Source organism: Gulosibacter chungangensis (genome assembly GCF_008831155.1).
Lineage (GTDB): Bacteria > Actinomycetota > Actinomycetes > Actinomycetales > Microbacteriaceae > Gulosibacter > Gulosibacter chungangensis.
Window position 1 is genome coordinate 396,377 of sequence record NZ_WBKB01000002.1, and the last position, 12,923, is coordinate 409,299.

Genomic DNA, 12,923 nt, shown 5'->3' on the forward strand with positions numbered 1-12,923 from the left:
TTCTTATGAGTCAGGAAGTAACACTCCCGGCACTCGGTGAAAGCGTCACCGAAGGAACCGTTACCCGTTGGCTAAAGGCCGTCGGTGACACTGTCGCTGTTGATGAGGCACTGCTGGAAGTGTCGACCGACAAGGTTGACACCGAAGTCCCTTCGCCCGTTGCCGGTGTAATCGAAGAGATTCTCGTCCAAGAGGACGAGACCGTGGATGTCGGCGCTGTCTTGGTGCGTATTGGCGACGGTAGTGGCGCCGCAGCACCAGCTGCCCAAGAAGCTCCAGCGCAAGAAGCAGCGGTAGAAGAGACTCCCGCCCCTGCAGCCGAAGAAGCTCCGGCGCCGGCAGCAGAAGCAGCTGCCCCCGCGGGTGATGCTTCTGACGTGACGCTCCCGGCACTCGGCGAGAGTGTCACCGAAGGTACCGTGACCCGTTGGCTGAAGAACGTTGGTGACAGCGTTGAGGTGGATGAAGCACTCCTAGAGGTGTCGACGGACAAGGTTGACACCGAAGTTCCTTCGCCGGTCGCGGGTGTAGTGCAGGAAATCCTCGTGAAGGAAGATGAGACTGCCGAGGTTGGGACTGTGCTTGCTCGCATCGGTTCGGGCGCACCCGCCGCAGCAGCTCCTGCACCGGCAGCTGCACCTGCCCCCGAAGCAGCGCCTGCTCCGGCTCCCACCCCTGCTGCACCTGCCCCTGCTGCACCGGCCGCGCCTGCAGCACCGGCCGCTCCCAAAGCACCTGCTGCACCCGCAGCTCCGGCCACTCCCACGGCACCTGCGGCACCCACGGCTCCGGCGTCGAAGAGCGACCCTCGCTACGTCACCCCGATCGTGCGCAAGCTTGCGAACGAGCACGGCGTAGACCTCACGAAGGTTTCGGGCACCGGTGTAGGTGGCCGCATCCGCAAGGAGGATGTACTCGCCGCAGCGAAGGCGCAGAGCGCCGCTGCACCGGCAGCACCCGCGTCCGCAGCAGCTGAGGCTGCCCCCGTGCAGGTATCCGAACTCCGGGGCACTACCCAGAAGATGTCGCGCCTGCGTAAGGTCGTTGCCACGCGCGCGGTTGAGTCGATGACCGGCACCGCGCAGCTGACCACCGTGGTTGAGGTTGACGTCACGAAGATCGCCAACCTGCGCCAAGCCAAGAAGGAAGAGTTCCTGCAGAAGACCGGCTCGAAGCTCTCCTTCCTGCCCTTCTTCACGCTTGCCGCGATTGAAGCGCTGCAGACCTACCCGATTATCAACTCGCGCGTAGAGGGCGACTCGATCGTCTACCCCGCCACCGAGAACATCTCGATGGCAGTGGACACCGAACGGGGCCTGCTCACTCCGGTGATCAAGAACGCTGGCGGTAAGACGATTGCCGAGCTCGCGTCTGAGATCGACGACCTCGCGACCCGCAGCCGTGACAACAAGCTCACCCCCGATGACCTTGCCGGTGGCACGTTCACCGTCACGAACACCGGTTCACGCGGTGCACTCTTCGACACCCCGGTGGTGTTCCTCCCGCAGGAAGCGATCCTTGGCCTCGGTATCGTGACCAAGCGTCCGGTAGTAGTCAAGTCCGCGGATGGCGATGAAAGCATCGCAATCCGTTCGATGGTGTACCTCGCCCTGAGCTATGACCACCGCATCATTGATGGTGCCGACGCGGCTCGTTACCTTGGACAGGTAAAGCAGCGTCTGGAGGCGGGTGCTTTCGAGGGCAACCTCGGCATCTAAGTCCACGTCACGAAGGCGGGGTGCGACAACCGATGTTGTCGCACCCCGCCTTCGTTGAACGCACGCTCCCCCAACGTGCACAATCAATATGGCGGTGGGCACCGAGGTATATCGGTGCCCACCGCCATATTCGTGATGTGACTAGCGCTGTGCAGTCATCGACTGGGCAAAGAACTCGGTGAGTTCTTCACGTGCATCCAGCGGGAGGATGTGGGCGACGTACTGGTCGGGACGAACGATTACGATCGCACCATCTCGACTGATTTCGCGCAGGTCATAGATGTCTGGTTCCTGCTGGGCAGCTTCCATGTCATTGACGTCGCTAATCGTCCCCACAGAGTGAACACGGAAGTAGTCCTGGAGCTGATACGGCCCGTGGTCGGGACGGAACGCTTTGGGTATGTCGGTGAAATCAAATTCCGTATAGCGCTGCTGGTAGACGACATTAACCTCGAAGCGCGAGTTGAGGTCTGCACCCTCCGGGGTAAATCGAAGCAGCGGCGAGTCGGCCGAGGTTTGCAACCAGTCTGCCAAACGTTCAGTGGCCGAGTCGGTGCCGACCTTAGCTTGGTCTGCAAAGACGTAGATGCGGTATCGACCGTCTGCGAAAGCTTGGTGCCCGAGATAGATCGGGTTCACATCGGCGATACGAATCACCGGCGCCGCTTTGAATCGCTTACCAATTGGGTATCCCTTAGCGAGGTCCTGATACTTCGTATCACCGGTAATGATCGAAGGGCCATATTCGGTCATGAAGCCAGCCGGGAACTCAGCGGTTTTGACGTAGAACTCTTCAACTTCACCCGGGTTCTCAAAGTCCTCAGGTTTCTTGGCCATGAGACCTGACCACTGCTTGTCAAAGTTGATCAGATCGACGGCAACCGACTGACGTTCAGCCGAGTAGGTGTCCAGCAACGATTCCGGTGCAAGACCGCTCAGTACCTGGCCAAGTTTCCACGAGATATTCCAGCCGTCCTGCATCGAGACATTCATACCTTGACCGGCCTTCGCACTGTGCGTGTGGCAGGCGTCACCGGTGATGAAGACCCGGGGGCTGCGCTGCCCTACCTCTTCTTCGGGCACATTGTCGAACTTGTCAGTGACGCGGTGGCCGACTTCGTAGACGCTGTGCCACGGTACGTCCTTCACATCGAGTGTGTAAGGGTGAAGGATTCCATTCGCCTTCTTAATGACGTCCTCGAGTGGGGTCTGGCGAATAGCGTGGTTGTCGTTTTCCGGCACCTCGCCGAGGTCGACGTAGATCCGTGAAAGGTGGCCTCCTTCACGTGGGATGTGCAGGATGCTCCCTGCGGATGCGTGGATGACCGACTTGATTCGTACGTCAGGGAAAGTGGTCTGTGCAAGCACATCCATCACACCCCAGGCATGGTTGGACACGTCCCCGACCAGGCGGCGGCCGATTGCTTTACGCACCTTACTCGCTGCGCCATCACAACCGATGACGTACTTCGCGCGTACCGTGCGCTCTTGGCCTTCGTGCTCGCCGGCTGTGCTGCGCACGGTGACAGTTACCGGATACTCGGCCCCATCGTCAATTTCAAGGGCCACAAACTCGTAACCGTAGTTTGGACTGATGCGACCGGGTGAGCGCTCGGCGAATTCAATGAAGTAGTCCAGCACGCGAGCCTGATTCACCACGATGTGCTGAAACTCGCTGATGTCTTGGCTATCGTCGGGCGTGCGGCCGGTGCGGATGATGTTTCCCGGATTCTTGGGGTCTGGATTCCAAAACGCCGTCTCCGTGATGCGGTACGCCTCAGACACGATGCGCTCTTCGAATCCAAAGCAGTGGAATGTCTCCACAGTCCGTGCCTGGACACCATCGGCCTGGCCCAACTTCAGGCGGCTATCACGACGCTCAATAATGTGAGTGCGAATATCTGGGTACTGTGAGAGCTGCGCAGCCGCAATCACCCCTGCCGGACCGGTGCCCACAATCAAGACATCGAGTTCATCGGGCAGATCACTCGGGCGGCTCATGCCGTATCCGGCGGCGTTCTGCACGCGTGGCTCCTGCGACACGTATCCGTGATGGTGAAACTGAATGGTTGAACTCTGCATTGTGAAAATCCTCCTCGATCCCGCACGCAAGCTCAGAGGCGTATTGCGTGGCTTCCCGAGAAGATTAGCGCTTCTACGGGAAGCCCATTGAACTAATTCGCTAATTCCGCGAAAGGTTGGATCGCAACAGCCTTTCGCCGGATTAGCGGGACATATCGGGCAGCCAGATCTCTCGAAGCAGCCATCCATCAGGCGTTCGTTCTAGCGAGAGCGAGCCCGCTTCACTGCCGCTAATGAGCTCGATGTCCCCCAGGTCAGCAGCGAGTAGCCACTCCTGCTGTTCACTGAGCTGCAGTTCGTCATGCGAGTTACTGTTCGGTGCCTCCATCGCCTCGAGTGTATCCAAATCTGCCGCGAGCCCCGGAGCATCTGGGGCATAGAGCTCCGTTAGGCACTGGGGATCCCGGGCCGTTACACAGGCATTTCTTGCGGCGACTAATTCTGGTGCTGCCGCGATGGCAGTCTTGGGTGGTTCGGGCGGCGAGTCGGTAGCAAGATTCGTGTCGAAACCGGTTTCTGGACTCGTGAGACTCTCAGCGGCCTCAGCAGTCTCAGCGGCCTCGGCGGCGACGTGCGTGGATGGCTCGGGATTGGCAGTGCCAACACTCTGCGTGCTCATGAGCAGCGCACCTCCTAAGAGTACGAGCAGACCAACGATTCCCAGTCCCGCCCAGATAGCCGGACGGACGTTACCGACCCAGCCCGAGAGTCTGGCAAGGCCACTTTTCGCTGATTGAACACTGGTGAGCAAAAATCGGCGACCGCTCAAGGGTGTCGGCGGCGCAATGAGTGGTTCGTGTACCTCGTCTTCATTTGTGGTAAGTAAATGGAGGTCCCCCACTCCGGGTTCGCGATTGCCGCTCGTGCGGTTCGGAGAGTTCGTGGGTGACGGGTGCCCGCCCGGCAATGCCGCGACCGGGAGTGGTTCGGGTTCACACCATTGAAAGAGGGCGTCTATGAGCCTTCCTGCGGCATCCTTCGGAGTCACGCCATCGCAGAGGGCATCAACCAGTAGACGGAGCTGCTCGGTTGGCTCCTCGGTGCAAATGGCGAATAGCGCATCAGCAATCTTGCCTAATGCGCGTAAGTCGTTGCTGCGCGCGAGGTCCGCTTTGATTGTCGCAAGGTCAGCAAGTCGTACTGCTCTCCCCCAATCATCGAGTCCCGGTCTTCCCTGCTCGTCGATGAGGCAGGAATGCAGTGAGACCGTTCCGTGAGCAATGTCATTTTCGTGCGCGAGTTGGAGTGCTTCTACTACCGGGACCAATGCCGTGACTATTGCGCCAGCGGGAAAGTCGGTTTCTGTGGCCACAACCTCGGACCAAGTTCGGACTCGTCGGATCGGAAATATCGCAATCCGGTGGGGGCCGTCAACGAGTGTCTCCTCGGCAAGTTCCACGAACTCAGAGCCAATTTCATCCCGCAATGAACATTCCTCCGCGAGCTTCGCGCAGGCACTGGGCTCACTAGCAATCACAATGCGTCGGTGTTGCAGCCGCGGACGTGCGGATGCGCCAAACCCAAACCAGTGGTCGCTGCCGCTGGTGGCGACAGTATTCGGGAATTCCGCCACCCCAACAAACTCTCGATGATCCTGAGTCAGCGGGCGCACCAGACGCCAACCGGCGACCGTGTCACCAGGGCTCAGGGAGGTGCTGATCTCGTCTTTCGGATTGCGATCAAGGAACATGTGAGCATATTGCCCTAGGTCAGTGGCCATAGACGCTCGTGCCAGGGCCACCTGTTGATAACTCTTGCTTTCGGGAATCCTGTGGATGGTTTTGGCCGGGTATTCTAGAAGTACTATGGCGAAAACTTCCGACGCAGCTCCCAAGGAGCCGGGCCGCATCCGGCAACTCATTGACGTCTTCAAGATGACCGCGAAGTACGACAAGGCGGGTGTCGTCCTGATCACTGCGGGACTCGTCCTGCCGATCCTTCTCGCGGTCGTACTCTGTCTGGTGACGGGCGCAAACTGGATCATGTGGATCCTCTACGTCGTGCTGGGCTTTGTCTTCGGACTGCTCATCGCGATGCTGCTACTGAACTGGCGAGCAGAACGAGTTGCCTTCAATCAACTTGAAGGCCGACAGGGTGCATCAGGAGCGGTGCTGAGTTCGGCCATGCGCGGAACCTGGCGCACCAGTGACCAGCCCGTAGCGTTCAACGCGAAGACTCAAGACTTCGTGTTTAGAGCCATTGGTAAGCCGGGCGTGGTGTTGATTACTGAGTCCAACAGTGCCGCGACGAAGCGGTTGCTCAATGATGAACGCCGCAAGACCGAGCGACTGGTCCCCACCGTGACGGTGCACCACGTGCTTGTCGGTGAACAGGCCGGTGGCGTGAAACTGGCGGATCTCAAGCGGTCGCTCAAGAAACTCCCCAAGCAGCTGCGTCGCGAGGAAATCCTCGCAGTGGAAAGCCGTCTCGCTTCGTTGCAGCAAAACCAGCTCCCGATCCCCAAGGGAATCGATCCGAATAAGATTCGTCCTTCCCGCTCGAAACTTCGTTAGAAACGCAAACGGCGACTGCGCCCCACTTTGGAGCGCAGTCGCCGCTTTCGTTTCCTGCAGCGAGCGTCACATCGGGCCGAGCTAGCGGAAGCGACGAAGCACGAGACCGGTGAGAACCTCATGCGCGCCACGCTGATCGGAGTCCATGATGATGGCTGGAATTACCAGTGAGAGGAGCACTTGCCGAACCCAAGGGCGCCACCATCCCGGTGCTTCGCCGCGAATGGTGTTCACTCGCATCCCAAAGATGAGATGACCAATCGTGCTGCCGAGGAGTGCGATGCAGACGCTTGTCAGCACGATGAAAATCGCCGAAACTGCGAAGGCTGCGTAGTCGAATATCCACCAGGCCAGCACTGCCGCAAGACCCCAGTCAATGACCAGAGCAAAGATTCGCATGCCAAACCGAGCAACCGATCCTGGGCCCTCTTCAGGGAGGCCCAATCGCTCGCCCGGATAATTGCTTTCAGGGACCGCAGAACCGGCCGAGGAGGATTTGGTCATTCCCTCAGTCTAGTCATCGAAGAATCCCACCCAATAAAAAATCCACTGACAGGCGCGCTATGCCACCACCAACAGACAATGATGCGTATACTGCTTCATAGCGTCGTCATCGCGTGTGTCGCACGTGAACCCGGCACTGGGTAAATGCCCGGACCACCAAACCGAGGAGGAACTCCGAATATGTTCACCGAGCCCGCCGAACTACTCTCTTTTATTAAGGAAAAGGGGATCTCGTTTATCGACATCCGCTTCACCGACCTGCCCGGAACTCAGCAGCACTTCAACGTCCCAGCTTCGACGATTGATGATGATTTCTTCAGCAGCGGCCAGCTCTTCGACGGTTCCTCAATCCGTGGTTTTGCATCCATCAACGAGTCGGACCTGCAGCTCATCCCCGACGTTACGACCGCCTATGTCGACCCCTTCCGGGCAGAGCCCACCGTGATCATCCTCTGCGACATCTTCAACCCGCGCACGGGCGAGATTTACCACCGCGACCCGCGACAGGTCGCCAAGAAAGCGGAAAAGTTCTTGGCTTCGACCGGTGTTGCCGACACCGCAATCTTCGCTCCGGAAGCAGAGTTCTACGTTTTCGAGGACGTTCGGTTTGAGAACCACCCGCACCGCACCTACTACCAGGTCGACTCGGATGAGGGCTTCTGGAACACCGGTCGTGAGGAAGTTGGTGGCAACCTCGGCAACAAGACGCCCAAGAAGGGTGGCTACTTCCCGGTTCCGCCAGTCGACAAGCAGGCTGACCTGCGCGATGCCATGAGCATGACGCTGATTGAGAGCGGTTTCCAGCTGGAACGTGCTCACCACGAAGTGGGTTCCGGTGGTCAGGCCGAAATTAACTACCGCTTCAACACGCTCGTGCACTCGGCGGATGACGTGTTGAAGTTCAAGTACCTCATCAAGGGTGTTGCCAATGACTGGGGTAAGACCGTGACCTTCATGCCGAAGCCCATGTTCGGCGAGAACGGGTCGGGTATGCACACCCACATGTCGCTCTGGTTGAACGGTGACCCGCTCTTCTACGACGAGGCGGGCTACGCCTCGCTCTCGGACACCGCTCGCTGGTACATTGGCGGCATCCTCGCCCACGGTAAGTCACTTGCTGCGTTTACGAACCCCAGTACGAACTCGTACCACCGACTCGTCAAGGGCTACGAGGCACCCATTAACCTTGCTTACTCGGCCGGCAACCGGTCAGCCGCGGTACGCATCCCGATCACCGGGTCGAACCCCAAGGCGAAGCGCATCGAGTTCCGTACCCCGGATGCGACTGCGAACCCCTATCTCGCATTCGCCGCGCTCCTGATGGCGGGCCTCGACGGCATCCAGAACCGTATCGAGCCCCTCGAGCCGATCGACAAGGACCTTTACGAGCTGCCACCGGAAGAAGCCAAGAACATTCCGCAGATGCCGGTCTCGCTCAGTGAAGCACTGCACGCGCTCGAGGAAGACCACGACTACCTGCTCAAGGGCGGCGTATTCGACGAGGACCTGATCCAAACCTGGATCGAGTACAAGACGAACGCAGAAATCGTGCCCATGGCCGAGCGCCCGCACCCCTACGAGTACGAGCTCTACTTCGGCGTCTAGTAGATCGCGCTAAAGATCCCGGCTCTCCGCAAATTCAACTGCGGAGAACCGGGATCTTTTATGTGCATGGGAACGGAACAGCTTCTATCCCCCGCTACCTTCAATCCCCATAAAACAGCGTCTCGAACACCGCGCGGGAACGACGCGTGGCGGTGAGATAGTCGTTTTCGAGGTCGACGCCGTGCCCGGGCTCATATCCGAGGAGTCGAGCGACCCCATCGAGTTCCTCTGGGGCCCCTGGCAGCACATCAGTCTGGGCGTTCGAGAACAGATACACCGCAGAACGGATGCGTGTGGCAAGGGTCCAAGCGTGGCGCAGAATTGCGGTGTCTTCATCAGAAATCAGACCGCGAGATCGGGCAGCCTCAAGTGCGGCAAGCGTGCCCGGCGTACGCAATTCGGTCATCTCATGTGCGTGGTCGAGCTGCAGAATCTGCACAAGCCATTCAACATCGGACAGAGATCCACGCCCGAGCTTGAGATGCCGCTTTGGGTCAGCGCCACGCGGGAGCCGCTCGCTTTCCATCCGAGCTTTGATGCGTCGAATCTCGGTGAGTTCGGACTTGTCGAGACCTCGCTTGCGATAGCGGGTGCGATCACAGATCTCCATGAAACGGTCGAGAAGCTCTGCATCTCCAGCGACCCGACTCGCTCGCAGGAGAGCCTGAGCCTCCCAACTGAGCGACCATTTCGAGTAATAGGCCTCATAGGCAGCTAACGACCGGGCAAGCGGGCCAGATTTCCCCTCCGGCCGGAGCCCCGCATCCAGATCGATGGGCATCCGGTTGTCATCCAGGAGCTCACCGATTCGCCTCACGAGCTGCCGAGCCAACTTGCTGGCTTCTTCGCTTTGCCGTTCTTCAGGATCGTAGACATAGAGCACGTCGAGATCGGAGCCGAAGCCAAGCTCGGCACCTCCAAACCGGCCCATCCCGATAACCGCGAAGGCGGGGTAGTTCACCTCGGCATCAATCTGACGGATCGCCTTTTCTGCAGAACGGATTGTGACCACAGAAATATCAGTTAGCCCCGTCGCGATGCTGCGCATATCGGTGACACCGAGGACAAAGCCGATCGCCAGGCGGAGGACTTCACGGCGCCGCACCCCGCGGATTACCCGTCCGAGTGAGACCTCATCGCTGTAGCGCGACAGTGCACCGTTGATTTCGCGCTCGAGCGCTGCCTCGGTGGCTGGCCGCAGCTGATCCTCGCCATCGAGCCAAATTACGGCTTCGGGGAAGAGTTCCAGGAAGGTGGCACAGAACTCGCTGCTCGAGAGAATGTCGCATAGCCTCCGCGCAGCAAATTTCGAGTCGCGCAGCAGTCGTACGTACCACGATGCGTCGCCGAGTTGTTCCGAGAGTTTCCGGAAGGCCAGTAGCCCCTGATCGGGGTTGGCGCCCTCGGTGAACCACTCGAGCAATACTGGCAGCAGATGCGTCATCATGGTCGAGCGTCGGGACACCCCGCTAATGAGCGCCTTGATGTGGTTGAGCGCGCCGCGCGGATCTCGATAGCCAATCGCACGCATCCGGGCGATGGCTTGATCGCTCGTGAGCTGATAGCTCTCGCTCGGCAGGGTGGCTACTGCGGTCAGCAGCGGACGGTAGAAGACCTTTTCGTGAATGCCACGCACTCGACGTCGTACGGTCGCCAACTGTTCAAGCAACTGCTTTGGTGTGAGCCCAATGGCCCGCCCGAGGATGCGCTGCTCCTCCGGATCGTCCGGAAACAGATGTGTGCGTTGCATGTGCCGAAGTTGCACGCGGTGTTCCAGTAGCCGGAGAAAACGGTAGTCATTGGTGAACTCCGCACCGTCATCGCGGCCAATGTGTCCTTCGGCAGCCAGCGCCGTGAGCGCATCCAGCGTCGTGTGCACTCGAACCGATTCATCGGCCTGACCGTGCACGAGCTGCAAGAGCTGCACCGTGAACTCAATATCGCGCAGGCCTCCGGGTCCGAGCTTGAGCTCGCGATCCACTTCTTCCTTGGGAATGTGACTAATTACTCGGGCGCGCATTTTCTGCACTTGCAGCACGAAGTTATCTCGCCCGGCCGCCTCCCAGACCATCGGCGTGATCTGGCTGATGAAGGACTCGCCAAGCTCAGCGTCACCCGCGATTGCGCGGGCCTTCAGCAGTGCCATGAATTCCCAGTTCTCAGCCCAGCGCTTGTAGTACGTGATGTAGCTATCCACCGTGCGAACGAGGGCACCGTCCTTGCCCTCCGGGCGCAGATTCGCGTCAACTTCCCACAGTCCCGGCTCAATCTGATAGTCGGAGAGCACGTTCATGGCCTTGCGAGCCAAGCGCGTCGCGATCTCAATCATGCGGGCCGTGGATAGCTCCGAACCCTCACGAGCCTCGGCAACGTACATGACATCGACATCTGAAATGTAGTTGAGTTCACGGGCGCCGCCCTTGCCCATGCCGATGACGGCCAAGCGGACATCCCGCACCTGTTCCGCCGGGAATCGACCGAAGCCCGCAGGCGGTGCGGTGATCTCTGCCCGCGCGACCGCAAGGGCAGCGTCCATTGCCGCAGCGGCGAGGTCTGAGAGCGCCGCTGCGACCCGGTGGAGCGAGACCGCCGCATCCTCGAGGCGTGCGTCATACAGCGCGATTTTGCCGAGCTGGGTGCGATACTCCACGCGCAGCGCGTTGGCTGCCTCGTCCCCCGTGCGCTGTGCGACGAGCTGATTGGATTCCGGTTCGATTACGGCGTGTACCGAGGCGAGCATCCGTTCGCGAAGGGTCTGTGGGGAGGCCAAGAGGTTCGAGTCTTCGTGGATTTCCCGCAATCGCTGCGGGTGCCGGATGAAGAAATCCTCGGAAGCGGTCGAGAGCGCAAAGAGTGTGATCACGCTGCGAAGCAGCCCATGATCGGATTTCAGATCGGGACCGCATCCTGGTTGCCGCTGCACGAGGCGAAGCAGCGAGGCGAGCGCACCGTCGGGATCAGGGTCAATGGGTTCGAAAAAGCTCGTGAGCAGGACCGGATCCATCCCGAGAATATCGGCAAGCTCCGAAAAGCGCTCCGCCGCTTCGAGGGGTTTCGAAAAGCCCACCCGAATCAATCGAGTGCGGATACCTTCACGCAATACGGTTCACTCCCCTGGTTCAGTCGCGTCGCTATAGGTTGCGCTGCAGCTCGAAGTTGGTGACCTGGCGCCGGAAGCCGAGCCATTCATCCTGCTTATTCGTCAAGAAGTAGTCGAAGAGCTGCTCCCCCAGGGTTTCCGCGACGAGTTCGGATTCCTGGGTGAGCGCAAGCGCCTCATCGAGGTTCATCGGCAGGTTCTTGTAGCCGAGCACCTGCCGTTCTCGTTCGGAGAGATCTCGCAAATCGCCGTCAATTTCGTCGGGAATTTCATACCCTTCTTCGATCCCTCGCAGCCCCGCTTCCAGCAAAAGGGCGTAGGTGAGGTATGGGTTTGCTGCGGAATCAATAGCCCGATACTCAACGCGAGCGGATCGTGATTTTTCGGGCTTATAGGTTGGTACTCGCACCAGCGCTGAAGAGTTGTTGTGCCCCCAGCAGACGTAACTCGGTGCTTCGTCACCGCCCCAAAGCCGTCGGTAGGAATTGACGTGCTGATTGGTCACCGCCGTGATCTCCCGAGCGTGGTGTAGCAGGCCCGCGATGAATTGGCGGCCAGTGCGCGAAAGCTGATGCTTGGCACCCGCTTCGTGGAAGACATTTGTGGCACCTTCAAAGAGCGACATGTGGGTATGCATCCCCGAGCCCGGCCATTTCGAATGGGGTTTGGGCATGAAGGTTGCGTGAATGCCCTGCTCTGCAGCTGCTTCCTGAATCACCGTACGGAACGTGATGACGTTATCGGCCATGGCCAAGGCATCTGCATAGCGCAGATCAATTTCGTTCTGGCCGGGGCCCGCCTCGTGGTGGCTGAATTCCACCGAGATGCCGAGTTCTTCCAGCAGCCTCACGGACCGTCGCCGGAAGAGGTCCACAACATTTCCGGGCACGTGATCGAAATAGCCGGCCTGATCAACGGGCTCAAGACCGTCGGGCCCGGGCGAGGCGGATTTGAGGAGATAAAACTCGATTTCCGGGTGGATGTAGAAGGTGAAGCCAAGGTCACGCGCCCGGTCGAGGGCTCGACGCAGCACCTGGCGCGGGTCTGCCGACGCCGGTTGACCATCGGGCGTAGTGATATCGCAGAACATGCGTGCGGTTTCATCGTCACCGTGCCACGGCAGCACCTGGAACGTCGAGGGATCCGGATGCAAGAGCATGTCGGCCTCGGTGCGTCGCGTGAGCCCCTCGATTGCGGATCCGTCGAAGCCGACGCCTTCGTTGAACGCGCCCTCAACCTCGGCGGGCGCCAAGGCAATGGACTTCAAGGTGCCGAGCACATCGGTAAACCAGAGGCGGATAAATTTGATCCCACGGTCACTGATGGTTTGCAACACGTAGTCCTGTTGCTTGCTCATGGATGCGCTCCTCTTTATTGACGTGTGTCCAGGCTACCGGCGAG

General features: G+C 59.6%; 8 protein-coding genes. 3 read left to right on the forward strand and 5 right to left on the reverse strand.

What is annotated here, in order from left to right:
- Positions 1-5 precede the first annotated feature (5 nt).
- Positions 6-1,718, forward strand: a complete 1,713-nt coding sequence (sucB, locus tag F8O05_RS05235; protein ID WP_158051684.1) for a 2-oxoglutarate dehydrogenase, E2 component, dihydrolipoamide succinyltransferase — start codon at positions 6-8, stop codon at positions 1,716-1,718.
- A gap of 141 nt (positions 1,719-1,859) precedes the next feature.
- Here the strand turns inward: sucB and F8O05_RS05240 are convergent, their stop codons facing one another.
- Both F8O05_RS05240 and F8O05_RS05245 read right to left on the reverse strand, forming a co-directional pair.
- Positions 1,860-3,785: an FAD-dependent monooxygenase gene (locus F8O05_RS05240; protein WP_158051771.1), complete on the reverse strand. Its 1,926-nt coding sequence runs from the start codon at positions 3,783-3,785 to the stop codon at positions 1,860-1,862.
- A 157-nt stretch (positions 3,786-3,942) separates the two neighbouring features.
- Positions 3,943-5,490, reverse strand: a complete 1,548-nt coding sequence (locus tag F8O05_RS05245) for a hypothetical protein (RefSeq protein WP_158051685.1) — start codon at positions 5,488-5,490, stop codon at positions 3,943-3,945.
- Positions 5,491-5,605: 115 nt separating this feature from the next.
- Here F8O05_RS05245 and F8O05_RS05250 point away from each other — a divergent pair, with 115 nt between their 5' ends.
- Complete coding sequence (locus F8O05_RS05250) at positions 5,606-6,313, forward strand: DUF4191 domain-containing protein (protein ID WP_192497041.1); 708 nt, start codon at positions 5,606-5,608, stop codon at positions 6,311-6,313.
- An 81-nt stretch (positions 6,314-6,394) separates the two neighbouring features.
- Here the strand turns inward: F8O05_RS05250 and F8O05_RS05255 are convergent, their stop codons facing one another.
- Entirely contained in the window at positions 6,395-6,817 is a 423-nt protein-coding gene (locus F8O05_RS05255; RefSeq protein ID WP_158051687.1) for an RDD family protein, read from the reverse strand.
- Positions 6,818-6,997: 180 nt separating this feature from the next.
- On the opposite strand from F8O05_RS05255, the gene glnA reads away from it, so the two are divergent.
- Positions 6,998-8,422 (forward strand): type I glutamate--ammonia ligase, encoded by a 1,425-nt coding sequence (gene glnA, locus F8O05_RS05260; RefSeq protein ID WP_158051688.1) that lies wholly within the window; start codon positions 6,998-7,000, stop codon positions 8,420-8,422.
- A 100-nt stretch (positions 8,423-8,522) separates the two neighbouring features.
- Here glnA and F8O05_RS05265 read toward each other — a convergent pair whose 3' ends face one another.
- Together F8O05_RS05265 and F8O05_RS05270 are read right to left on the reverse strand one after the other, a co-directional pair.
- The gene (locus F8O05_RS05265; protein WP_158051689.1) at positions 8,523-11,522 is read right to left on the reverse strand and encodes a bifunctional [glutamine synthetase] adenylyltransferase/[glutamine synthetase]-adenylyl-L-tyrosine phosphorylase; all 3,000 of its coding nucleotides are present in this window, start codon (positions 11,520-11,522) and stop codon (positions 8,523-8,525) included.
- 31 nt (positions 11,523-11,553) lie between these two features.
- Entirely contained in the window at positions 11,554-12,879 is a 1,326-nt protein-coding gene (locus F8O05_RS05270) for a glutamine synthetase family protein (RefSeq protein WP_158051690.1), read from the reverse strand.
- Positions 12,880-12,923: the final 44 nt, after the last annotated feature.

What these genes read in the sequence shown, in the direction of transcription:
- F8O05_RS05245 (WP_158051685.1), bottom strand. Translation starts at nt 5,490, where the DNA reads ATGTTCCTTGATCGCAATCCGAAAGACGAGATCAGCACCTCCCTGAGC.
- glnA (WP_158051688.1), top strand. Translation starts at nt 6,998, where the DNA reads ATGTTCACCGAGCCCGCCGAACTACTCTCTTTTATTAAGGAAAAGGGG.
- F8O05_RS05270 (WP_158051690.1), bottom strand. Translation starts at nt 12,879, where the DNA reads ATGAGCAAGCAACAGGACTACGTGTTGCAAACCATCAGTGACCGTGGG.
- sucB (WP_158051684.1), top strand. Translation starts at nt 6, where the DNA reads ATGAGTCAGGAAGTAACACTCCCGGCACTCGGTGAAAGCGTCACCGAA.
- F8O05_RS05250 (WP_192497041.1), top strand. Translation starts at nt 5,606, where the DNA reads ATGGCGAAAACTTCCGACGCAGCTCCCAAGGAGCCGGGCCGCATCCGG.
- F8O05_RS05255 (WP_158051687.1), bottom strand. Translation starts at nt 6,817, where the DNA reads ATGACCAAATCCTCCTCGGCCGGTTCTGCGGTCCCTGAAAGCAATTAT.